We start from the raw sequence: 22,755 nt of genomic DNA on the forward strand, positions 1-22,755 counted from the left end.
GCTATGCGTCGTCCTTCCAAAGATTCATCCCATAAACTGACTGCCGACAGCCAGCGCCTGGTCACCTTTGCCCAGGCGATCGTACAGGCAGCCAGCCGTCTCGAAGAGCGGTCCTGGGAACACAGCCTGGATACGCAGCTCCAGAAATTACTCAAAACCGGCCACCAGGACACCATCGACAACACCCTGGGCAGCCTGTTCAAGGATGACTTGAACGCTTATGACGTGCTGATGGACTGCGTTGAAGCCGTCAGCGAATCGACCGTCGTCACGCATGAAGACGTGCGCTACGACGCCCTGCTCGTCGCCGTGCCCATCCTCGCGTGGACGCGCTTTTCCATCGCCTCCGGCCCCATGGCCGGCGACGCGCACAGCGTACTGTCGGCGCATTTCGCCGCCCACCTGCTGGCCGATGGCACGAAGATGGCCATGGCGCCAACGCTCTACTCGATCGACCAGTTGCCGCGCAGCCACGTCGAGACCTATGCCAAGACGCAGAAGCTGGCACTGGCCGCGCTGAAAGGCACGGCCGTCAAGCCGTCAGGCAAAGAGGCGGAAACGGCGCCCTTCCTGGCCGACACGCGCTACCTGCTGGTGGCCGTGGTGGCGCCAAGCGGCGCGCCGCTGTTCCGCTGGCAGACGCCTTCGAGCCAGCTCGACTTCATCGCCGAACGCAGCGCCGCTCTGGAACAATGGCGCACGCAGGCGACGCCGACGTTCGCCCGCCTGCTGCCCGGCTGCGGCCTGGAATTGCTGCTGCCGGAAGCGTATTACGTGGCCTGCCGCGAAGCGGACAAGCTGATACGCCCCGTCTCCGTGCGCGCCGCCGTGCACTATCTGACGCATACCCTGGCCATCGAGCCGTCGGAATTGCGCGCCGTCATCGCCGGTTTTGGCGAGGAAGCGGCCGATGGCCAGGTCGATGAGTACCGCATCGCCTTCACCCTGCGCCAGGCGCCGGACGTCATCTACGGCATCGTCTGGCCTTTGTACGGCCAGGAAGACGAGGATGGCACGCCGATCGAAGGCCTGATCCAGGTCGGCATCGCCGCGCTGGACAAGCAAAAGACGCCCGTCGATGAAATCATCGAGCACCTGAACGCGGCCGGCGTGACGCAGATCAAGCGCCACGCGGAACGCTTTGTCGGTGAATACTGCGACGATTGCGGCGCACCCCTGTTTGCCGATCCTGTCGGCGAGCTGGCGCATGCGGAAATGCCGGAAGATACGCCGCAAGGCACGGAACACTTCCATTAATGCAGGCTTGTCGGATTACGCGCTGCGCGCTAATCCGACAACACCACCAGCGCATGCAAAAAAAGGCGGAACCTCGGTTCCGCCTTTTTCATTGCAACGTCATTTACAACACCATCACCACTGTGAAAACGGATGGCGGATCAGATTCGCGTTGTAATAGCGGACATCGCCCGACACTTCCGCGCCGATCCACTCCGGTTTCTCGAAGGCCTGGTCTTCCGAGGCCAGTTCGATCTCGGCCACCACCAGGCCCGCATTGGCGCCCAGGAACTCGTCGACTTCCCACACCATGCCCGCGTGTTCGATGCGGTGGCGATACTTTTCGATCAGCGGCTGTTCGCACAGGCCGTCGAGCAGTTCGGCCGCGTCGGCCAGCGGAATCGGATACTCCCACTCGCCGCGTGTTGCACCCACGTTCGCGCCCTTGATGGTCAGCATCGCTTGCCCGCCCTCGATGCGCACGCGCACCACGCGCTCGCGCGCGGACGACAGATAACCCTGGCGCAGCAGGACCGGCTGGCCCAGGCCGCGCCAGGCGTCGCCGGCCAGCAAAAATTTACGCTCGATCTCGATACCCATGAACAACGCCGTTCAATCCAGCGACAGCAGGATAGGCTGCAGCATGGCCGCGCCCAGGGCCGCGCTGCGCGCGCCGTTCCAGCCGACGGCTGGATCCGGCAAGTCGGCGTTTTCCTTGAACGGCATTTCCAGGGTCAGCGCCAGGCAGCCGAAGTGGTGGCCGATGTATTTCGACGCCAGGGTCAGCATGTCCGACTTGTACTTGCTGGCCGCATAGCCGAACTTGTCCTGGAAGTCGGGGCTGGCCTGCTTGTAGCGCTCGATGAAGGCTTTCTGGTGCGCCGCTTGCGCCGGCGTGAAGTTTTCCAGCATTTCGTTGCCGGCCACAAAGTTGTACGGCAGCGCTTCATCGCCGTGGATGTCGAAGAACATGTCGACGCCCGTTTCGTGGATCTTGTTTTTCACGCACAGCACTTCCGGGCTGGACTCCAGCGAAGGCGTCATCCATTCGCGGTTCAGGTTGGCGCCTGCCGCATTCGTGCGCAGGTTGCCGCGGATGGAGCCGTCCGGATTCATGTTCGGCACGATGTGGAACACGGCGCGCTGCAAGAGCTTGCGTGCGATCGGGTTGGCGTCGTCGAGCAGCGAGTCGATCAAGCCTTCGACGAACCATTCGGCCATCGATTCGCCCGGATGCTGGCGTGCGATGACCCAGATTTTCTTTTCCGCCTGCGGGTTGCCGATGGTAACCATGTTCATGTCGCGGCCGTCGACCGTGCTGCCCAGGTCGGACACGCGCGCCAGCGGATGCTCGGCCACTTCACCCAGCAGGCGCAAATGGCGTTCCCACGAATACGGCTCGAAGTAGGCGTAGTACACGCTGTCGAGTTCAGGCGTGTGCGAGATCGTCATGACCTGGCCATCGAACGCCGTCGGTACGCGGAACCAGTTTTCGCTGTCGTAGCTGGCCACGGCCTGGTAGTCTTCATAGCCGGCAGGATAGGTGGCCTGGCCCGCGTTCAGGAAGCGCATCGTGCATGCCTGGCCCCGCGCGCCCTGCAGGCGGAAGTGGAACCACTGGTGGATGTCGGCGTGGCTATCCTTGCGCAAGTTCAGGTCGATGGCGCCGGCACTGGCGGCGCTCACCACGTCGATGGCGCCCGAGTCGAAGTTCTGGCTGATTTTAATGGTCATGTAATGATCCCGTCCGAATGTAAGTGTTACGGCGTTGCCTCGTGGGCTCCGCCGTCGCGCTAAAAAACGCAGTGTAAGCTATCCCGCTATTTTCCGCCCTTTGGCACCGTTCGCAAAGCCTGGTCTGGTGATTTATGCACCAATCCGGGGCATCGATGGAAAAGTGCCGGGCAAAAGCACGAAAAATCGGTGAGCTGTTGCATCTACCGGACAAAAAACTGCTTTGTAACAGCCGCTGACACATTAGCGCCGGGTCGCCCCCCTATAATTCTTGCTTTCATAGAGTCGCCAGGAAAGAGTCGTGGACAAGAAGTTAACTAACATCCAGGAAAGAAAGTTACGCGAGGCGCAGGCGCGGCGCGAGCACATCATCAACGTCGTCAAAGATCTCATCAAGAAGGGTGGCGCGCGCGCCGTCTCCATCCGCAAGGTGGCCGAGGCGGCCGGCTTTTCCACCACCGTCGTGTACGCCCTGTTCCGCGACAAGGCCACCCTGATCGCCCAGGCCATGGACAAGGATTTGCTGGAACTGGTGCACGCCATGCGCACGGCCTGCGCCACCAGCATGGACCCATGGGAACGTATCAGCCTGATCGGCCGCGCCTACATCGAGTACGGCTTCCAGCATCCCGACGAGTACTCGCTGATCTTCATGGAGCTGCGTCCGCACGCGGAAGTCGACGCCGTCGAAGTGGAGCACGGCAATATCGAGCAAGACCCGTACGCCTATGCGCTGCACCTGTTTACCGAACTGGCGCAAGCGGGCCAGGTACGCCAGGATCCGCCGGCACTGCACACGATGACGCAAATCTTCTGGCAATCGCTGCACGGCCTCGTGTCGCTGCGCATCGTCATGGATGCGGGCGACCCATGGACGCCGCACCCGGAAATGAACGCACATATCGACGACTTGCTGGCCGTCGTCACGACAGGCATCCGCCTGCGCTTTGCACCGGCTTCCTGACGCTTGATCCAGCGCAAACTTGCCTTGCTGGACCTGGGCGCCAAGGCGCTGCACATGTACTGAGAAAAAGTAAAGGCAGGCGCGGTGCTGCACCGCCCTGCCCCGTCTTGATATGCGCGAAGCTTACTGCGCTTCGAGCATGCTCTGCGTTTCCTGATAGCGCGTATGCCACGACAGCGCCTGTTCCAGGATGTGCGGCGTATGACCGCCGCGCTGGCATGCCGCGTCGTAATACGCGCGCAATTGATCGCGGTAAGCGGGATGCGTGCAGCGCTCGATGATCAACGGCGCCCGTTCGCGCGGCGCCAGGCCACGCAAGTCGGCAAAACCCCACTCCGTCACCAGCACATCGACGTCATGCTCCGTATGGTCCACATGCGAGACCATCGGCACGACGCTGGAAATGCGCCCCCCCTTGGCTGCCGATTTCGACACGAACATCGATACTTGCCCATTGCGCGCGAAGTCGCCCGAGCCTCCAATGCCGTTCATCATGTGCGTGCCGCACACATGCGTGGAATTGACGTTGCCGTAGATATCGAATTCCAGCGCCGTATTCAGGGCGATGATGCCCAGGCGGCGCACGATTTCCGGATGGTTGCTGATCTCTTGCGGGCGCAGCACGATTTTCGAGCGGTAATGGTCGATATTGTCCATCAGCTTTTGATGCACGGCGGCAGACAGGGTGATCGACGAGGCCGAGGCGAACGCCAGCTGGCCCGAATCGAGCAGCTCAATGGCGCTGTCCTGCAACACTTCCGAATACATCGTCATGTTCTGGAAAGGCGAGCCGATCAGGCCATGCAGCACGGCGTTGGCGATGGTGCCGATGCCCGCCTGCAGGGGCAGCAATTCCGGGCCCATGCGTCCAGCCGCCACTTCGCCCTCCAGGAAGGCGATCACGTGGCCGGCAATGGCTTGCGTCTCTTCGTCGGGCGGCAAGGCGTTCGATGGGCTGTCGGGGCTGTCCGTAATGACGATGGCGGCGATGCGGGCCGGATCGATGGCAATCGCCGTGCTGCCCAGGCGCTGGTCGACGCGCGTGAGGGGAATCGGTTCGCGCCCCGGCAAATTTTGTGGAATATAGATGTCGTGCAAGCCTTCCAGCGCCAGCGGCGTGGACAGGTTGATCTCGATGATCACCTGCGTGGCCTGCTGGGCAAACGCGGCGGAGTTACCCACCGACATGGTCGGGATGATGGCGCCGGCCGCCGTGATGGCTGTTGCTTCGATGACGGCGATATCGACGGCGGCCAGGTTGCCCGAGCGCAGTTGCTCGGCCGTTTCCGACAGGTGCTGGTCGATGAACATGACTTCGCCGCTGTTGATCTTGCCACGCAGCACAGGGTCGACCTGGAACGGCATGCGGCGCGCCAGCACGCCCGCCTCGGCCATCAGGCCGTCGCTGCCATTGCCCAGCGACGCGCCCGTGATCAGGGTCAGGCTTAATGGATCTTGCAGGGCGCGCTCGGCCAGTGCGCGCGGCAGGGCCTTGGCGTCGCCGGCACGGGTAAAACCGCTCATGCCGACACGCATGCCGTTGTGGAACAATTTGGCTGCCTCATCGGCGCTCATGATTTTGCCGAGCAAGCCTGGGTGGCGGATACGGTCCTCGTACATCTGATGCTCCTGATCTTCTTCATATTCTCAAACTGGATGGCTGTCATACACCAACCCCATAAGTGGATTCAGTATAAAATCGCGGCAACATGCATGGCATGAATTAACTTCGCCATATTCAGTCGATATTTTCATGCTTTGCCAACGCCGAGCACCCATCTTGGATATCCGTTCCCTGCGCTATTTCGTCGAAACCGTGCGCCTGTCGAGCTTTACGCAGGCGGCCGAATCGCTGCACCTGACCCAATCGACCATCAGCAAGATGGTGCGCCAGCTGGAAGATGAAGTGGGCGCGCAGCTGCTGGTGCGCGACGGGCGCAAGCTGACCCTGACGGACACGGGCCGCATCGTCTACCAGCACGGCCAGGAAATGCTGGCGAACATGCGCCAGCTGACCCTTGAAGTGCGCGACACGCAAACGTTGCAGCGCGGCAGCCTGACGGTCGGCATCCCGCCCATGATCAATGTGCTGTTCACACCTGTATTAAAGGCGTTCCGCGCGCGCCATCCGCATATCAGCCTGACCTTGCAGGAAGACACGGGCCAGCAGATCGAGCGCAAGGTGGCGGCCGGCGAGCTGGAAATCGGCATGACGGTGCTGCCGGCCGACCCGGAACTCGACCTCGTGGCCGTGGAAGTGGCCAACTACCCGATCTGGGCCCTGGCCGAACCGGGCACCTTCCAGAAAAACCGCACGACACTGCCCTTCAAGGCGCTGGCCGACTTGCCGCTGGTGCTGTTAAAAGATGATTTCGCGCTCACGCGCAGCCTGCGCCAGCATTTCGCGCAAGCGGGCTTTGAGCCGACGATTGCGGCCCAGAGCGGCCAGTGGGACTGGCTGGTGGCCATGGCCTCGGCGGGCCTGGGCGTGGCCCTGCTGCCGGAGCCGTTCATCCACCGCCTGGCCGGCGAGCCGCTTGAGGCCGTGCGCATCGTCGAGCCGGAGGTGGCGTGGCAGGTGGCGCACGTCTGGAGCGGGCGCTATCTGTCGCATGCGGCACGCGCCTGGCTTGAGGTATGCCAGGACGTGCTGGGCACCCAGTTCGCGCACTGACGCAAAAAAGGGTGGCCTCGGCCACCCTTTTTGCTTGATCACGCCACCTGGCTTACTTGGCGTCGTCCTTGTACATGCTGGCGTATTTCCAGCCGAAGTACAGAATGAAGGTGTAGCACAGGGCCGGCACGAGGAAGGACAGTTGCAGGTTGATGTGGTCGGCCAGGAAGCCCTGGATGAACGGCACGATGGCGCCGCCGACGATGGCCATGCACAGGATGCCCGAACCTTGTCCCGTTTGCGCGCCCAGCTTGTTCAAGGCCATGCTGAAGATGGTCGGGAACATGATGGAATTGAACAGGCCGACGGCGATCAAGGCCCACATGGCCGTGTGACCGCTGGAGAACACGGCGACGAGGATCAGCGCGATGACGACGGCGGCGTTGAAGGCCAGGGTCTTACCCGGGCTGACATAGCGCATCACTGCAAAGCCGACGAAGCGGCCCAGCATGGCGCCCCCCCAGTAATAGCTGACGAAATAGGCGGCGTCGGCGTGGCTCAGGCCCGCGATATGGCTCTCGCCCAGGAAGTTGATCAGGAAGCTGCCGATGCTGACTTCACCGCCCACATACAGGAAGATGGCCAGCGCGCCCAGCACCAGGTGGCGGTGCGACCAGATCGAGACCTTGTTGCCAGCCTGCGCCAGGGCGGCCGCATCGTCGGCATGCGAAATCTTTGGCAATTTTGCCAGCGCGAACAGCACCGCCAGGATCACCAGGGTGGCGGCCAGCACCAGGTACGGGCCTTGCACGGAAGCCGCTTCCTTGGCGCGGTAAGCCAGTTGCTCGGCGGCCGGCAGCAGGTCGAACTGCTGCACCGTCAGCACGGTGCCCGACAAAATCAGCATGCCGCCCAGCGCAGGCGCCACGGTGGTGCCCAGCGCGTTAAACGCTTGCGTCAGGGTCAAGCGGCTCGACGCCGTCTGCGGGTCGCCCAGTTCCGTCACGTACGGGTTGGCCGCCACCTGCAGCACGGTGATGCCGGCCGCCAGGATGAAGAAGGACAAGAGGAACAGCGCATAGCTGCCGGTGGACGCCGGGTAAAACATGGCGCAGCCGGCGGCCGCGATCAGCAGGCCGGCGACGACGCCGCGCTGATAGCCGATTTTCTTGATCAGCATGCCTGCCGGCAGCGAGACGATGGCGTAGGCGCCAAAGAAGCAGAACTGCACCAGCATCGCCTGGACATACGTCAGGGTGTAGATCGAACGCAGATGGGGGATCAGCACATCATTGAGCGAGGTCAGCAGCCCCCACATGAAAAACAGCACCGTGACAATGATCAGGGCGCCTGTATTGTTTTGCGTGCCGGCCTGTGCGCGCGATGCGCCCAGCCCCTGCTTTACGTGTTCCATACTTTCTCCATTGTTCTATCCAAGATTGTCGTGCCCTGCCCTGGCCCATCGCTTGCATGGACACCGCCAGGCAGCGGCAGCGCTCGTGTTTGAAAGCAACATCTTCGCAAGGCCGAGCGCGTAGTAAAACTACCTTGCTGCGGCCGCATTATGCCCGAAAGGCCCCGGATTGCGCAGGTTTCACATCAATTATTCGATAATTGAATAGCTGACATTCGAAATCAAAAGTAGCCTTATAACTTGAAACCGCTATAATTATATTGCAGTGCAGCACAACGCGGCACGCCACATAAGGAGTCTGCCATGTCTACCGCATTTACTTACCACACCACGCAAAACAGCAATATCGTCGGCACCCTGGTCCACGCCGCCAAACGCGTCGGCGCCTGGCTGAACCAAAGCAGCGACCGCCGCGAACGCGCTTACGAAGAAGCGTATCTGGCCGAATCGACCGACCGTTACGACCTGGAATACCGCATGCGCGAACTGGCCCGTGCCAATCCACAGCCTAGCTGGATGAGCGGTCTGAGCCGTTAAGATTGACGCAGTATTGCCGCAGTTCCCAGTCGCTCAACGGCTGTAGCAACATCGATAGCGCCATCCTGCTCGCCTTGCGCTTGAGCACAGGATGGGCTATACAGGCGGGATGCACACGCCCATCACCATCCTCGCCATCGCCGGCAGCCTGCGCGCCGCCTCGCTGAACACCGCCCTGCTGCGCGCCATCGCCACGCTTGCCCCAGCGCCATTCGACATCCGCATTTATCCGGGACTCGGGCAATTACCGCTGTTCAATCCCGACCTCGACGCCGACAGCCTGCCGGCCGTGACGGGCCTGCGCGACGCGATCATCGCGGCCGACGTGCTGATGCTGGCCAGTCCCGAGTATGCGCACGGCGTGAGCGGCCCCATGAAAAACGCGCTGGACTGGATGGTGGGAAATGAATCGTTCATCGACAAGCCGCTGGCGCTGCTGAACGCCTCGCCGCGCGCCACGCATGCACAGGCGGCGCTGCGCGAAACGGTGCGCACCATGTCGGCGCGCCTGATCGACGACGCCTGCATCAGCCTGCCCCTGCTGGGGTCGGGTCTCGGTGCGGAAGGCATCGCCGCGGACCCAGCATTGCGCCGGGCCATCCTCGATATGCTGCAGTGCATCAGGTCATTTTCATGACCCTCTGCACGTTTTACTATCAATTCATCTAGTTTTACTACGTACTTCTACGGACCACTCAATGCGGGATCATGCCCGTGAACACGTACGCCTGCAGCATGGTGATGATGCCAATGATCACGGCAAACAGCAGGCTGTGCTTCAGGGTAAAGCGGAACAGGTCCGATTCCTTGCCCACCAGGCCAGTGGCGGCGCAGGCGACGGCGATCGACTGGGGCGAAATCATCTTGCCCGTCACGCCGCCCGTCGTATTGGCCGCCACCAGCAAGGTGTCGGACACGCCGATCTGGTGCGCCGTGGTGTTTTGCAGGGAGCAGAACAAGGCGTTCGACGACGTGTCGGAGCCCGTCAGGAACACACCCAGCCAGCCCAGGAACGGCGAGAAGAACGGGAAGGCGGCGCCGCTGCCGGCCAGCAGCAGGGCCAGGGTGGACGACATGCCCGAGTAATTGGCGACGAAGGCAAATGCCAGCACCAGGCCGATCGACAGCACGGGACGGCGCAATTCCACCACCGTTTCGACGAAGGCCTTGAGGCCATCGCGCGGCTTCATGCCCAGCATCCACATCGACAGCACGGCCGTCAGCAAGATCGCCGTACCCACGGCCGACAGCAAATCGAGCTTGAAGACGGCGTCATACGCCTTCGGCTCCGCCACGATGGGCATGGTCTTGATCACCAGTTTATCGAGGTAAGGCACGTGGATCTTGACGACCAGGCTGGCCAACGCGCCGCCGGCGGCGAACAGGGACTTGAAGCCGGGCAGGCTCCAGACGGTGACGATGGCCGTCAGCAAGCCGAAAGGCGCCCAGGCGCGCGCCGTTTGCGCCAGGGTGTAGGGCGAGGCGGCGCGGCTGCCGCTGCCGCGCAAGTCCGCATTGCCCACGCCGCCACCAAAACCGGACAGCGCAGCGGCGCCGCCGCCGACGGCGTTGACCACCTTGGCATTCTTCGGCTGCCACACTTTCAGGAACAGGGTCAGCGACACCAGGCTAACGAGGGCCGAGGTGATGTCCGGCAGTTCAGGGCCGATATGGTTCGACGTGAAATACTGGGTGACGGCGAAGCTGGCACCCGTGACCAGGGCGGCCGGCCACACTTCGCGCACGCCGCGCACACCATCCATCATGAAGACCAGCCAGAAGGGCACGGCCAGCGACAGCAGCGGCAACTGGCGGCCCGCCATGGCGCCGATCAGGAAAGGGTCGATGCCCGTCACCTGGCCCGCCACGATGATGGGAATGCCCATGGCGCCAAAGGCCACGGGCGCCGTGTTGGCGATCAGGCACAGGCCCGCCGCGTACAGCGGGTTGAAGCCCAGGCCCACCAGCAGGGCCGACGTGATGGCCACGGGCGCGCCGAAACCGGCCGCCCCTTCCAGGAAGGCGCCGAAGGCAAAGCCGATCAAGAGCACCTGCAAACGCTGGTCGTCCGTGACCGACAGGACGGAGGCGCGGATGATCTCGATCTGCCCTGTTTTCACGACGATTTTATACAGGAAGACGGCCGTGACGATGATCCAGGCGATTGGCCACAAGCCATACGCAAAGCCGTAGCCGGCCGCCGCCAGCGCCTGCGGCACGGGCATGCCGTAAGCGAAGATGGCGACGGCCAGCGCCAGCGCCAGGGTGACGGCCGCCGCCACGTGTCCCTTGATGCGCAGCGCCGCCAGGGCGATGAAGAAGAAAATGATGGGAATGGCTGCCGCCAGCGACGACAGCCACAAGCTGCCGAGCGGTGTATAAAGTTGGGTCCAGGTTTGCATGTCGGGTCTCCTCCGGTGGATGCGGGTTGATTGAAAAAACGGCTTTTGATGTAATTGTGTGTAGCGTGTTTTTTGCGGTATGGCGGAGCGGCGCTATTCTTCCTGCCCTCGTGCATTGAGCAAGTCGGCCAGGCTGCGCGGCGCCGGCGTCAAGGGCTTGCGGTGCTGCGTCCAGCCCAGCTGCGCGCGCGGCGTCAGCAGGCGCAGGCGCGTGGCGGCCCAGCGGAACAGCCGGTAGCTGGCGGGGCGCGCAAAGGCGCCGCTCCAGAAACGCCAGATCAGGCTTTCGCCGCGGCTGAACTTGGCGCCCTGGCCGCGCAGCGGATGCGCCACTTCCTCGTTCGGATTGCGGTTCGCCTCCGTGCGCAGGCGCACCAGCAGTTGCGGAATCGGAATGCGCACGGGGCACACTTCGCCACAGGCACCGCACAGGCTCGACGCGGTGGCCAGGTCGGCCGTCGCAGCCAGTCCCAGCAAGTGGGGCGAGATGATCTTGCCGATCGGCCCCGGATACGTGGTGCCGTAGGCGTGGCCGCCGATGCGCGTATAGACGGGACAGTGGTTCATGCAGGCGCCGCAGCGGATGCATTGCAGGGTGGCGCGCAGCTGCTCGTCGGCGTAAGCCTGGCTGCGGCCGTTGTCGAGCAAGACCAGGTGCACTTCGCGCGGGCCATCCAGCTCACCGGCGCGGCGCGGGCCGGAAATCAGGTTGAAATACGTGGTGATGGCCTGCCCCGTCGCCGAACGCGTCAATAGGCTGGCCAGCGGCACGATATGTTCCAGCTTGGCCACGACTTTTTCCATGCCCATGATGGCGATGTGCACCTCCGGCACGGAGGTCGTCAGCCGGCCATTGCCCTCGTTTTCCACCAGCCACAGGGTGCCCGTGTCGGCCGCCGCGAAGTTCACGCCCGACAGGCCGATGTCCGCCTCGACAAAGGCCTGGCGCAGGGCGCGCCGCCCCGTCTGGATCAGACTGTCGACGTCTTCCGTGTAGGGTGCGTCGGGAATATGTTCGGCGAACAGGCCGGCGATGTCGGCCTTGGTCTTGTGAATGGCCGGCATGACGATGTGCGACGGTTTTTCGCCGGCCAGTTGCACGATGTACTCGCCCATGTCTGATTCCAAACACGTCATGCCGCGCGCTTCCAGGTAGTGATTGAGCTCGATTTCCTCGCTGGCCATCGACTTGCCCTTGATGAAGCGCGTCGCCTGATTCCTCTCGGCGATGGCGTGGATGATGGCGTTGGCCTGCTCGCCATCCTCGGCCCAGTGCACCTGCACGCCCGCCGCCGTCAGCTTGTCTTCCAGCTGCACCAGCAAATCGGGCAGGTGCGCCAGCGCGTGCTGGCGCACGGCTGCGCCGATGTCGCGCAGGCGTTCCAGTTCGTCGCCATCGGGGAACTGGGCGCTACGCTTGTCCTGTAAAAAATCCATCGCGCCGCGAAAACTCTGGCGCAGTTTCGGGTCGTCCAGCGCGGCGCGGGCGCGCGCATGGAAGTCGGCCGGCTTGACGAATTGCAGGGGCTTGGCGTTCATGGCTGGCCTCCTGCATGGGCAGATAAATCATCGATAATCAGCACCCACAGCCAGCGCGGGCCGTGCGCGCCATAGGCCAGCGTCTGCTGGATATCCGACGTTTTCGAGGGACCGGACACCAGCACCAGGTTGGCCGGCATGCCATCGCACCAGCGCTCGGCGCGCGCCGCAGCGTGCAAGTCCGCATGCACAGTGCTCGCATACACGAGGCAGATATGCAGGGGCGGCGCCAGCGACACCGTGCGCGGCGTGGCCGCGTCGGGCGCGATGACGAGGGTGCCTGTGGCGGCGATGCCGGAACGGGCGACGGTGAAACCCGCGTCGACGCTGTCGAACAACTCGCCCTTCCACTGCGCCAGCGGACGGTCAAAGGACAACGCTTCCACCTCGGCCGGCAAGGCGGCGCGCAAGGCTTGCCCCTCGGCGCTGCCGGTATCGAGCAGCAAACGGCGCACGCCGTGTTCACCGAGGCGCAGCGCCAGCAAGGCCGGCCAGGCGTCCACGCCGACGCAATCGACCTCCGCATGCGAGGCGCGCAAGGCTGCCTGCATGACATCGATGCGCTGGCGCGGCGACAGCGGACATGCTGCGCGGCGCGCCAGATAGTGCTGGTCGATGGCCGTATCGATGACGTCCACCGTCTCGGGCGCGGTGGGGGCCGCGGCGCGCAAGCGCCCCAGCATGCGTTCGCGGGCGGTCAGGATCGCGCTCATGCCGCGCCTCCCGTACGGCGCCACAGGAAGCTGGCCATGTGCTCAACGGGCAGCGGCGCGCCCTGGTGCTGCGCGGCGTGGCCAATATTGAGCAGGCAGCCGCAGTCGGCCGAGACAAGGCGGTCGCAGCCCGTGGCGCAGGCCGAGGCGATCTTGTCGCTGACCATGGCGCCGGAAATGTCCGGGTGTTTCAGTGAAAACGTGCCGCCAAAGCCGCAGCATTCCGATTCGCGCTGGTGTTCGATGCGCGTCACGCCGGGCAAGGCATCGACCAGGGCCACGCCGTGCAGGCGCGTGCCCATCTCGCGGCGCGCCCCGCACGAGGTGTGCAGCACCACGTTTTCATCGGCCTGCCCGGCGGCAGCCAGGCCGGCCAGGTCGAGCTGCAGCACGCAAACGAGAAATTCGCTCAGCTCATATACGCGTTCGGCCAATTCAAGCGCCTTGGGTCCGGCGACGGGATCGTCCTGAAACAGCTGCGGCCAGTGGTGGCGCATCATGCCGGCGCAGGAACCGGACGGCACGATCACGGGCCAAGGCTGCGCAAACAGGTCGAGCTGGGCGCGGGCCACGGCACGCGCCTGTTCCGGGTTGCCGCTGCTGTAGGCGGGCTGGCCGCAGCAGCTCTGGCCGCGCGGATAATGCACCAGCAAGCCTTCCCGCTCCAGCAGGCGCACCGCGTCGAGTCCCGCCTGCGGCACGAACAGGTCGACCAGGCAAGTGGCGAACAGGTACACCTGGAGCGGTGCGGGTGGATAGCGGCGTGGCTGGCGCGGGTCTGGCTGCATGAATGTGTCTCCCCGGCGCTCTGTATGTTGCTGCGGCGCCGCTGTGTGTTGTTAAGAATGACCGGTTCACGCATAATTCCAGCTTCCGCGAGCCACTTCAAATTGCTCGGACCACTTTAAAACAACACCGGAAGACAGCGATGGCGACAGGCATGCAAGCGCGGGGCAGGGTCGAGATGGTGATGCGCAGGCTGGAAACGGCCCTGCTGGACGGCAGCTTGCCGGCGGGCGCGCAGCTGCCGGCCGAGCGCCTGCTGGCGCAGCAATATGCGGTTTCGCGCAATACCGTGCGCGAAGCCGTGCAGCGGCTGGCGGCGCGGGGCCTGGTGCGCAGCCGGCGCGGCGCTGGCGTGTTCGTGACGGATCAATTGCGCACCGGCATGGCGTCGCCGTGGAGCCAGCTGGTCGCCGACCACCCCGCCCTACGCGACGACATCCTGGAATTTCGCCGCGTGCTGGAAGGGGCAACGGCCTACTTTGCGGCGCAGCGGGCCAGCGGCGACGAGCGCGCGCAGATCATGGCCTTGCTGGCCGAGCTGGAACAGGCGCGCGCCAGCGACGACAAGCACGGCGAGGCGCAGGCCGATGCCCGCCTGCATGAAGTCATCGCGCAGGCGTCGCACAACACCATGTTTTTGCACTTGCACACCAGCATCATCGGCATGCTGCGCGAACACATCACCATCAATGGCACGGGCTTGCGCCAGCAGGACGAGGCCACCTCGCTGCAGCTGCTGTCGCAGCACCGCACCCTGTGTGAAGCGATCTGCGCCAGCCAGCCGGAAGAGGCGCGCACGGCCATGCAAGGCCATATCGATTTCGTGCGCACGCGCGTCACCAGCGACGAATAAGGGTCACTGGTAGGACCAATCCAATACGCAGCATGGTGGGCAATGCGTCGCGGCTTGTCGCAGGGCCGGGCAAGAATGGGATCCCGATTCGCTATCCGACAGGTTTCCATGCATTTGCACCATGCAACTGACGATCTCCGCAAGCCGGCGCCGCTTCCCTTGCTGGCGCTGCATGCCAGCGCCAGCGCCATCCTTTCCGTCGCGCTGCTGCCGCCCGCCGGCTGGCCGCTGGGCCTGGCCTGCTGCGTGCTTATCCTCGCCATGCTGCTGCGGGCCTTGCACGCACCCGCCGCACAGCCTGGCAGCGCCGCCTCCGGCACCGCGCTGCTGGCGCTGGACCTGCTCGTATTCCTGCTCTGCTATGCACTGCGTGAAGCCGACGCAAGCTGGCACGCGACCGCCTTTTGCATCCTGCTCGTCGCGCCCTATGCCGGCGTCACGCGGCACCTGCTGGCCGGCGCCGGCCTGGCCTTCGTGGCAAGCCTGGTCTGGCTCGGCCTGCAGGAAGACTTTCAAGCCGGCAACGCCGCCACCTTGCTGCTGCTCAACCTGACCGGTCTGTGCACCAGCCATGGCCAGCAGCGCCAGCGCCGCGCGCACGTCCTGCAACACGCCATCCTCGCCGAACAGGCCGTGCGCGACCACCTGACCGGCTGTTACAACCGCCGCTACCTCGACGAGCACTTGCTGGGCGCCGAGCTTGCGCGCTCACAACGCCATGGCCTGTGCCTGACGGCCATCCTGTGCGATCTCGACCACTTCAAACGCATCAACGACGCCCACGGCCATGCCGCGGGCGATGCCGCGCTGCGCAACTTTGCCGCCCTGCTCGGCAACGCCACGCGCCGTGGCATCGACAGCGTGGTGCGCCACGGCGGCGAGGAATTCCTGCTGATCCTGCCTGAAACGGACCTGGCTGGCGGCGTGCGCCTGGCCGAACGCCTGCGCGACGGCCTGGCACAGCACATCGGGACGACGGCCAGCTTCGGCGTCGCCTCGCTCGCGTGCGCGCCCGGCAGCCCGGCGCCCGGCGCCCCCGCCCTGGTCAATGCCGCCGACCGCCTGCTGTACCAGGCCAAGCACGCGGGGCGCAATTGCGTCAGGGCAGCCATGCTGGACGCCCTGTAATTGCCATCGAATCAATGTTACCATTCGTTAACTTATGTACTTATCAGTACACATCCTGCCACTGAAGAGAACGGAACCACCATGTCTGAACACGCGCCCCGCCCTTCCACCATCATGCGCCAATGGCAAATGCTGCGCCTGATACCGCCGGCGCCACGCACCATCACCGTCGCCGAATTGCACGACAAGCTCAAGGCCATCGACTTTGCCATCGGCATCCGCACCATCCAGCGCGACTTGCTCGACCTGGCCGAGATTTTCCCACTGATCAATCCAGTCGACAGCAAGCCGTTTGGCTGGTGCTGGATGGAAAATGCGGCGCGCATGGACATGCCGGGCCTGTCGACGCCGGCCGCGCTGACCCTGGCCCTGATGGAACAGCACATGCGCCATGCCTTGCCGCCGTCCACCCTCGACAGCATGCAGCCGTATTTCAGCGCGGCGCGCCAGACCCTGAACGCGGCCAGCGAGCGCGCCAGCGCGTCAGCCTGGCTGGGCAAGATACGCGTCATCGCCCCCATGCAGCGGCTGCTGGCGCCCGACATCGACGAAGCTTGCCAGCGCACCGTGTATGAAGCGCTGATGCAGAACCGCCAGCTCAAGCTGAGCTACAAGAAGCGCGACAACGACAATCCCGTCAGCTATGACGCCGTCCATCCGCTGGCCATCGTGCAGCGCGGCCAGTTGCTCTACCTGGTCTGCCTGTTCGCCGACTACAACGACGTGCGCACCCTGGTCCTGCACCGCGTGCAGCAGGCGGAAATGCTTTACCTTTCCGCGCGTGCGCAGCCGGGCTTCGACATCGATGCATATATTGCTTCGGGTGCCATGGGCATCCGCGATGGCGAACCGCTGCTGCTCGAAGCCGTGTTTGCCCGTCGCAGCGGCGAGCACCTGTACGAGACGCCGCTGAGCGCGGACCAGCAATTGCAGGAACGCGCCGATGGCTCGCTGCACCTGACCGCCACCGTGCCCAGCACGCGCGAACTGCAATGGTGGTTGCTGGGCCTGGGCGATGGCGTGGAAGTGCTGGCGCCCGCCGCCCTGCGCGACCAGATGAAAAACACCATCGCCAGCATGGCCAGCCGCTACGCCGCCTGACGACGGCCCCGGCGGCGGCGAAAACTGCTACCATCGCGCGCCGCCACTCCTTTCATCCGCCCATGACCGTCCTCAGCCACACTCATCCGCTGGTACACCAGCTGGAAAACGACTTGCTGCCCCTGTTTCGCGCCGCCCTGCCGTCACTTGCGGCCGCTGCGCCACAGGCGCTCGCTTCCGTCTTCGCCTTTTCCAGCGGCACGGCCAGCGCCTTCCAGGATTATCATTTCGGCATTTCCTGCCTGCTTGAGGACGTGCCCGAGGATGCCCCGGAAGAAGTCGCCCTGCTGGTCAGCGTCACGGGCCTCGACGCCGGCGCCCGGCTCAGCGCACAGGTCGTCTGGGGCCAGCCCTCGGGCCTGGTGGAAATGCAGGCAGATCTAAATGCTGGCGACCTGCAAGCCTTGCATGTGGCCCTGCCCGACCTGCTGGCCAGCTTGCAACATTCAGCCAGCCGTGGCGCACCAGCAATATGACAGGCGCATGAAAAAGTGCCAGGAAACAACAACTTATGCTTTCCGTCGCGCAACTTTGTTGACTTCCACTAGCCGCAGCCCCTATCCTTTCAGTTACGTTTGGTGAGAATGTGTGCATGGTCAGACGAACATGCCCGCAAGCTGCCTTGCCTCCATAAAAGTCCATTCCGCATTTTTATTGCAACCATCAGGGCAACGCGCCTGAACGGCCGCTGCCAGCAAATACGGAGCTGACTGCCATGCCATCGCACCACCATTTTCCCGCCTCATCGTTGCTGGGCTGCGCCTTCCTGCTGGCAGCCGCCCTGCCCGTGCAGGCCCAGACCACGGACAGCACTGCCGCCACCTTCAGCGCCAATGCCAGCCTCACCACGCAATACATTTCGCGCGGCTTTCGCCAGACCTGGGGCAAGCCTGCCCTGCAGGCGGGTGCCGACTACGCGCACCCGAGCGGCTGGTCGCTGGGCACCTGGGCGTCCACCGTCAGCGACCGCTACATTCAGGATGCGAGCGTCGAATGGGACTTGTACGGCGGCTACGGCGGCACGCTGGGCGAACTCGGTTACAGCGTGCTGGCCTACTATTACAAATATCCGGGCGCCATCTACCGCGCCACGGGCGTGAAATACGACTATGGCGAACTGTCGCTGGGCCTGACCTACCGCATGCTGTACGCCAAGTACAACCATACCGTCACGCGCGACTTTTTCGGCATCACGAACGCGCGCGGCACGGGCTACCTGGACGTGGGCGCGAACGTCGACCTGGGAAATGCCTGGACCTTGAACCTGCACGCCGGCAACGGCCGGGTGGCGGGCACGGGCAATGCGATATGGAACTGGCGCGACGCCAAGATCGGTGTCACCCGGGCCTTCGACGGCGGCTGGAGCGCCAGCGGCGCCGTCACGCGCGCCTGGGGCGCCAGCGACGCCTACGACCATTACACCCTGGGCATCCCGAATGCAGCCGGCCAGTTCAACACCTCGAACCCGGCCGCGGCCACCTTCGTGCTGGCCGTCAGCAAAACGTTCTAGGCGCGCTACCCGCGACGCCCGAGATACCGATATCTATCCCCATCAAGGAACAGCCTCATGCAACTATCACTGAACAGTAAAATCTGCGTCGCCGCCACCGCGCTCGCCATCCTCAGCCTCGGCGTCACGGCGGCGGTGATCGGCTACAAGAGCAGCGCCAGCGCCGAAGCGGCCGCACTGGAACTGGCGCGCACGTCGGCGCGCGAAGTGGCCGGTGCGCTGCAGGCGCGCATCGCCAGCAACCTGTCCAGCGTGTCCAGCCTGGCCGGCGCCATGCGCGGCACCAAAAGCGCCAGCCTGCCCCTGCAGCGCGAGCAGATCAATGAACTGACCAAGGCGACGTTGACCAGCTCGGAAGACTTGCTGGGCTCGGCCGTGACGTGGGAGCCGAACGCGCTCGACGGCAAGGATGCGGATTTCGCCAACCAGAAGCCGAACTACGACGCCAGCGGCCGCTTCATGCCCTACTGGACACGCGGTGCCGGCGGCAAGCTGCAAGTCGAACCCATCGTCTTCGACCCGAAACCGGGCGCCAACGACTGGTATGACGTGCCCAAGCGCACGGGCAAGACTTACTTTACGGAACCGTACATCTACCCCGTCGATGGCAAGGATGTGCTGATGGCCTCGCTGGTGGCGCCCATCATGATCGACGGCAGCTTCAAGGGCACGGCCAGCGCCGACTTCATGCTCACACGCCTGGCGAAAATCCTGGCAGACCTGAAAGTGATCGAAGGCGGCAAGCTGGCCCTGATCTCGAACGGCGGCCTGTACGCCAGCCATCCCGCGCCTGAACGGCTGGGCAAGAAGGCGGACGACGTGCCGGCCGCCGGCCTGGAAAAGGTGCGCCAGGGCCAGGCGTATGAATACGAGGACGACAAGGGCTACATCCACTTGCTGCAGCCGCTGCAGATCCACCCCGACATCGCGCCGTGGAGCGTGGAACTGAATTTCCCGAAAAGCGTGGCCACCGCCTCGGCGCGCGATCTGATGATTTACACCCTGATCGTCGCCCTGCTGTGCGCGGCGGCCACGGCCGGAATTTTGATCCTCGTCGTCAACCAGCTGACGCGTCCCCTGCGCACCCTGGGCCGCACCATGACGGACCTGTCCAGCGGCGACGCCGACCTGCGCGTCAAGCTGGAAGTCAAGGGCACGGATGAACTGGCCGTCATCGGCAAGGGTTTCAACGCCTTCGTGGAAAAGATCCACGCCGTGCTGCTGCAAGTGCAGGCCAGTGCCGACAATGTGGCCCGTGCCAGCGCGGAAATTGCGCAAGGCAATAACGACCTGTCGGCCCGCACGGAACAGCAAGCCAGCTCGCTGGAAGAAACGGCCGCCTCGGTGGAAGAACTGACGGGCACCGTCAAGGAAAACGCCGACCATGCGCGCCAGGCCAATCAACTAGCCGCTTCCGCCTCCAGCGTGGCGCAAAAGAGCGGCGAAGTGGTCGGCAAGGTGATAGCAACGATGACGTCGATTAACGACTCGTCCAACAAGATCGTCGACATCATCAGCGTCATCGACGGCATCGCCTTCCAGACGAATATCCTGGCGCTGAACGCGGCCGTGGAAGCGGCGCGCGCGGGCGAACAGGGCCGCGGTTTCGCCGTCGTCGCCACGGAAGTACGCAACCTGGCACAACGCTCGGCCGCGGCGGCCAAGGAAATCAAGCTGCTGATCGACGATTCCGTGGGCAAGGTGGCCACCGGCAGCAAGCTCGTCGATGAGGCGGGCGCCACCATGGAGCAAGTGGTCGACAGCGTGCGCAAGGTCACCGCCATCATGGCCGACATCAGCGTCGCCACCACCGAGCAAAGCGACGGCATCGCCCAGGTCAACCAGGCGCTGGCGCAAATGGATGGCGTGACGCAGCAAAACGCGGCCCTCGTCGAGGAAGCGGCAGCGGCCGCCGAAAGCCTGCAAGACCAGGCCAGCCATCTGGCCGACGTGGTCAGCGTCTTCAAGCTGGGCGAGCAAGCGCGCCAGCCAGCGCTGGCAGCAGCACCGGCCGCGCCGCGCGCCGCGACGCCCAAAACACCGACGCCAGCCAAGCGCCTGAATGTTGCCAAGCCGCAAGCAACACAGCACGCGCCCGCCAAGGCGCCGGCAGGTGATGACTGGGAAGAGTTTTAAGCCGGACATTTCCGGCTTCGGCCGGCGCCATGTTCAGGCGCCGGCACGCGTTTCATAATCTGCCATCTCCATACCTGCCTCACGCATTACCATGCGCGGCACCCGCCTGTTTCTCCTCCCCGCCATTCAATGGCCGCACTTTCAATCCAAGTATTGCGGCCCATTTATTGCGGCCCATTTCAGATTTCAAAAAAATAAGATGCTCATGTACTTTATAATATCGCCGCGCATACGGCACGCTTTCAGCCGGTTGAAGATTGATAGGAATAACGCATGAAAAAAGTACTGGCATTATTAATGGTATCGGGCACGGTGGCATTGACCGGCTGCGGTGGTGGCAGCGATGGCAATAGCGGTGCGAATAGCGGTGCGAATGGCGCCAGCGGTGATGTAGCCGTTCCCGTTCCGCCAGTGGTGGTCGCGCCCCCGCCTCCGCCGGCACTGGCCGCTTATGTTGGCACTTGGCAACCCGCTTGTGACGACCAATACCGCCAGCGCCTCGTCGTCGCCCTCAAAGGCGATGGCAGTGGCGCTTTGGAAATGTCGACCTACGGCGAAACCTTCGCCACTTCCGATTGCAGCGGTCCCGTGCAATTTACGGAAACCACGAGTGAAAAGATTACCGCGACGCCAGATGGCGCAGGTAATATTCAGCTCAAGCTGACGGCGGACAGCCCGGCTTCGGACATCCGCATCGACAAGGTCGTATCGTCGCTTCCAGCCCACACCGTCCAGATTACGGGTCCGGCCGTCACCACCGTGATGCTGAATGGCAAACCTCATTGGCACATCAATGATGGCAATGGCAACACCACGGACATTCCGGATACCGGCATACAAACGGCAGTAAGTGGCAAGGGTGGCTTTTACCTGCGCGGTAACGAATTGTTTACCGTAATGGAAAAAGACGGTGCTTATGTGCTCGATATGCGCTATGTAAAACAATAAAATCAGCCAAGAATTAGCCATTGCGCCGCACAGTCGGCGCAATGCGTAGCAGCTACATCACATTTCCCCTGCAGTCCATCAAACCATTTCAGCGCATTGTCGCGACTTGATCAAAATCAATTCAGCGATAGATTTGGTGAGATTTTCCCCTTATTAATACTCCTATAATCAGGCCGCGTTGACGGCACGCACCGCTGCCGGATAAAAAGGACTTTGAATGAAAACATTATTGGCAGTATTGGCCGGCTCGGCCGCGGCACTCCTGACGGGCTGCGGCGGTGGCGGCGGCGGTTCCACGCAGCAGCTTGCCGGCGATTCCGGCACCACCTCGCCGCTGGCCGCGTATATCGGCACGTGGCAATCGGCTTGCGACGATCACGACCGTCAAATGCTCGTCATCGCGCTCAAGAACGACGGCAGCGGCTCGCTGGAACTGACGCCAACCGGCGAAACCTACTTCAAGGCCGATTGCTCCGGCCCCGTGATCGCGACGGACGGCATGAGCGCGAAGATCACCGGCAAGCCGGACGGCACCGCCGATATGCTGATCAAGCTGGCGGAAAATGCGGCGGCAACGAGCTTGCGCGTCGATAAGTTCACCTCGTCGGTGCCGGCCTATGCCTTCCAGCGCAGCGGCGCCACGGTGAAATATGTGCTGCGCGATAACCAGCAGCAATGGTGCGTCGATGTGGACAATGGCGAATCGTGCCTGTGGGACGAAGGCATGCAGCCGGCGCTAAGCGTCCCCGGCGGCCTGTCCTTGCGCGGCAACGACCTGTATTCGGTGGTGCTGGACAAGGGCGTGTATGTGCTGGACATGCACTACGTAAAAAAATAAGCGCATGAGCTGCTGCGGCCACGTCCTGGACTCGTGGCCGTGAGCAGCTGTCTGCGCAAAATCAAACAGACATTGCAAAAATACAAAGCTAACCTGTTAAAAAAACAGGCGCTTGTCATCCCGCACCACACCTTTCCCCTGCCCTCCCACGCTGCACTGGACGCCCTGCTGCCCGGCTGCTGGAGCGGCGCTGGGCGCCGGCCCTGTGCCGCGATATCGTCGCCGGCGCGCAAGACCATCCCTCGACACTGTGACGGCGCGCCGGCAAAAAAAATCGCCGGACCGGATTGACTCCGGGCCGG

22 protein-coding genes are annotated in these 22,755 nt (G+C 63.6%); 14 read left to right on the top strand and 8 right to left on the bottom strand.

Annotated elements, in window-relative coordinates; genetic code table 11:
- Positions 1 to 3 precede the first annotated feature (3 nt).
- A complete protein-coding gene (locus tag P9875_RS22170; protein WP_278316606.1) occupies positions 4 to 1,257 on the top strand; it encodes a DUF2863 family protein in 1,254 nt (417 codons plus the stop codon).
- 114 nt (positions 1,258 to 1,371) lie between these two features.
- Here P9875_RS22170 and P9875_RS22175 read toward each other — a convergent pair whose 3' ends face one another.
- Positions 1,372 to 1,836, bottom strand: coding sequence for a CYTH domain-containing protein (locus P9875_RS22175; RefSeq protein ID WP_035827883.1), 465 nt, complete (start codon positions 1,834 to 1,836; stop codon positions 1,372 to 1,374).
- 12 nt (positions 1,837 to 1,848) lie between these two features.
- A complete protein-coding gene (locus tag P9875_RS22180) occupies positions 1,849 to 2,970 on the bottom strand; it encodes a M14 family metallopeptidase (RefSeq protein ID WP_278316607.1) in 1,122 nt (373 codons plus the stop codon).
- 301 nt (positions 2,971 to 3,271) lie between these two features.
- On the opposite strand from P9875_RS22180, the gene P9875_RS22185 reads away from it, so the two are divergent.
- On the top strand, positions 3,272 to 3,934 hold the full coding sequence (locus P9875_RS22185) for a TetR/AcrR family transcriptional regulator (protein ID WP_278316608.1): 663 nt from the start codon (positions 3,272 to 3,274) through the stop codon (positions 3,932 to 3,934).
- A 123-nt stretch (positions 3,935 to 4,057) separates the two neighbouring features.
- Here P9875_RS22185 and P9875_RS22190 read toward each other — a convergent pair whose 3' ends face one another.
- Positions 4,058 to 5,554 (bottom strand): acetyl-CoA hydrolase/transferase family protein, encoded by a 1,497-nt coding sequence (locus tag P9875_RS22190; RefSeq protein ID WP_278316609.1) that lies wholly within the window; start codon positions 5,552 to 5,554, stop codon positions 4,058 to 4,060.
- Positions 5,555 to 5,714: 160 nt separating this feature from the next.
- Here P9875_RS22190 and P9875_RS22195 point away from each other — a divergent pair, with 160 nt between their 5' ends.
- A complete protein-coding gene (locus P9875_RS22195; RefSeq protein WP_278316610.1) occupies positions 5,715 to 6,608 on the top strand; it encodes a LysR substrate-binding domain-containing protein in 894 nt (297 codons plus the stop codon).
- A gap of 52 nt (positions 6,609 to 6,660) precedes the next feature.
- On the opposite strand, the gene fucP is transcribed toward P9875_RS22195, so the two are convergent.
- Complete coding sequence (gene fucP / locus P9875_RS22200) at positions 6,661 to 7,962, bottom strand: L-fucose:H+ symporter permease (protein WP_278316611.1); 1,302 nt, start codon at positions 7,960 to 7,962, stop codon at positions 6,661 to 6,663.
- Between the two features lie 303 nt (positions 7,963 to 8,265).
- Here fucP and P9875_RS22205 point away from each other — a divergent pair, with 303 nt between their 5' ends.
- Both P9875_RS22205 and P9875_RS22210 read left to right on the top strand, forming a co-directional pair.
- The gene (locus P9875_RS22205) at positions 8,266 to 8,499 is read left to right on the top strand and encodes a DUF3563 family protein (protein ID WP_081922528.1); all 234 of its coding nucleotides are present in this window, start codon (positions 8,266 to 8,268) and stop codon (positions 8,497 to 8,499) included.
- A gap of 109 nt (positions 8,500 to 8,608) precedes the next feature.
- A complete protein-coding gene (locus P9875_RS22210) occupies positions 8,609 to 9,136 on the top strand; it encodes an NADPH-dependent FMN reductase (RefSeq protein ID WP_278316612.1) in 528 nt (175 codons plus the stop codon).
- Positions 9,137 to 9,194: 58 nt separating this feature from the next.
- Here the strand turns inward: P9875_RS22210 and P9875_RS22215 are convergent, their stop codons facing one another.
- The 4 genes from P9875_RS22215 to P9875_RS22230 all read right to left on the bottom strand — a co-directional run bounded on the left by P9875_RS22215 (position 9,195) and on the right by P9875_RS22230 (position 13,941).
- Complete coding sequence (locus P9875_RS22215) at positions 9,195 to 10,901, bottom strand: lactate permease LctP family transporter (protein WP_035820791.1); 1,707 nt, start codon at positions 10,899 to 10,901, stop codon at positions 9,195 to 9,197.
- Between the two features lie 93 nt (positions 10,902 to 10,994).
- Positions 10,995 to 12,440 carry a LutB/LldF family L-lactate oxidation iron-sulfur protein gene (locus P9875_RS22220; RefSeq protein ID WP_278316613.1) on the bottom strand — a complete coding sequence of 482 codons (1,446 nt, stop codon included), beginning with the start codon at positions 12,438 to 12,440 and terminating at the stop codon, positions 10,995 to 10,997.
- Complete coding sequence (locus P9875_RS22225) at positions 12,437 to 13,153, bottom strand: LutC/YkgG family protein (protein WP_278316614.1); 717 nt, start codon at positions 13,151 to 13,153, stop codon at positions 12,437 to 12,439. The genes P9875_RS22220 and P9875_RS22225 overlap by 4 nt, the downstream gene beginning before the upstream one ends.
- Positions 13,150 to 13,941, bottom strand: a complete 792-nt coding sequence (locus P9875_RS22230) for a (Fe-S)-binding protein (RefSeq protein ID WP_278316615.1) — start codon at positions 13,939 to 13,941, stop codon at positions 13,150 to 13,152. The genes P9875_RS22225 and P9875_RS22230 overlap by 4 nt, the downstream gene beginning before the upstream one ends.
- Positions 13,942 to 14,093: 152 nt before the next feature.
- Between P9875_RS22230 and P9875_RS22235 the strand changes: the two genes are divergently transcribed.
- The 9 genes from P9875_RS22235 to P9875_RS22275 all read left to right on the top strand — a co-directional run bounded on the left by P9875_RS22235 (position 14,094) and on the right by P9875_RS22275 (position 22,744).
- Positions 14,094 to 14,792, top strand: a complete 699-nt coding sequence (locus P9875_RS22235; protein ID WP_278316616.1) for a FadR/GntR family transcriptional regulator — start codon at positions 14,094 to 14,096, stop codon at positions 14,790 to 14,792.
- A gap of 108 nt (positions 14,793 to 14,900) precedes the next feature.
- Positions 14,901 to 15,920, top strand: a complete 1,020-nt coding sequence (locus tag P9875_RS22240) for a GGDEF domain-containing protein (RefSeq protein ID WP_278316617.1) — start codon at positions 14,901 to 14,903, stop codon at positions 15,918 to 15,920.
- 81 nt (positions 15,921 to 16,001) lie between these two features.
- Positions 16,002 to 17,021, top strand: a complete 1,020-nt coding sequence (locus tag P9875_RS22245) for a helix-turn-helix transcriptional regulator (RefSeq protein WP_278316618.1) — start codon at positions 16,002 to 16,004, stop codon at positions 17,019 to 17,021.
- A 62-nt stretch (positions 17,022 to 17,083) separates the two neighbouring features.
- On the top strand, positions 17,084 to 17,497 hold the full coding sequence (locus P9875_RS22250) for a hypothetical protein (protein ID WP_176390200.1): 414 nt from the start codon (positions 17,084 to 17,086) through the stop codon (positions 17,495 to 17,497).
- Between the two features lie 239 nt (positions 17,498 to 17,736).
- Positions 17,737 to 18,531, top strand: coding sequence for a TorF family putative porin (locus P9875_RS22255; protein WP_278316619.1), 795 nt, complete (start codon positions 17,737 to 17,739; stop codon positions 18,529 to 18,531).
- A 57-nt stretch (positions 18,532 to 18,588) separates the two neighbouring features.
- Positions 18,589 to 20,667: a methyl-accepting chemotaxis protein gene (locus P9875_RS22260; protein ID WP_176390202.1), complete on the top strand. Its 2,079-nt coding sequence runs from the start codon at positions 18,589 to 18,591 to the stop codon at positions 20,665 to 20,667.
- A gap of 273 nt (positions 20,668 to 20,940) precedes the next feature.
- Positions 20,941 to 21,615 (top strand): hypothetical protein, encoded by a 675-nt coding sequence (locus tag P9875_RS22265; protein ID WP_176390203.1) that lies wholly within the window; start codon positions 20,941 to 20,943, stop codon positions 21,613 to 21,615.
- Between the two features lie 217 nt (positions 21,616 to 21,832).
- The gene (locus tag P9875_RS22270; protein ID WP_176390204.1) at positions 21,833 to 22,453 is read left to right on the top strand and encodes a hypothetical protein; all 621 of its coding nucleotides are present in this window, start codon (positions 21,833 to 21,835) and stop codon (positions 22,451 to 22,453) included.
- A 39-nt stretch (positions 22,454 to 22,492) separates the two neighbouring features.
- A complete protein-coding gene (locus P9875_RS22275) occupies positions 22,493 to 22,744 on the top strand; it encodes a hypothetical protein (RefSeq protein WP_278316620.1) in 252 nt (83 codons plus the stop codon).
- The last annotated feature ends 11 nt before the right edge of the window (positions 22,745 to 22,755 follow it).

The sequence above is a fragment of the Janthinobacterium rivuli genome, assembly GCF_029690045.1.
Classification (GTDB): Bacteria; Pseudomonadota; Gammaproteobacteria; order Burkholderiales; family Burkholderiaceae_D; genus Janthinobacterium; species Janthinobacterium rivuli.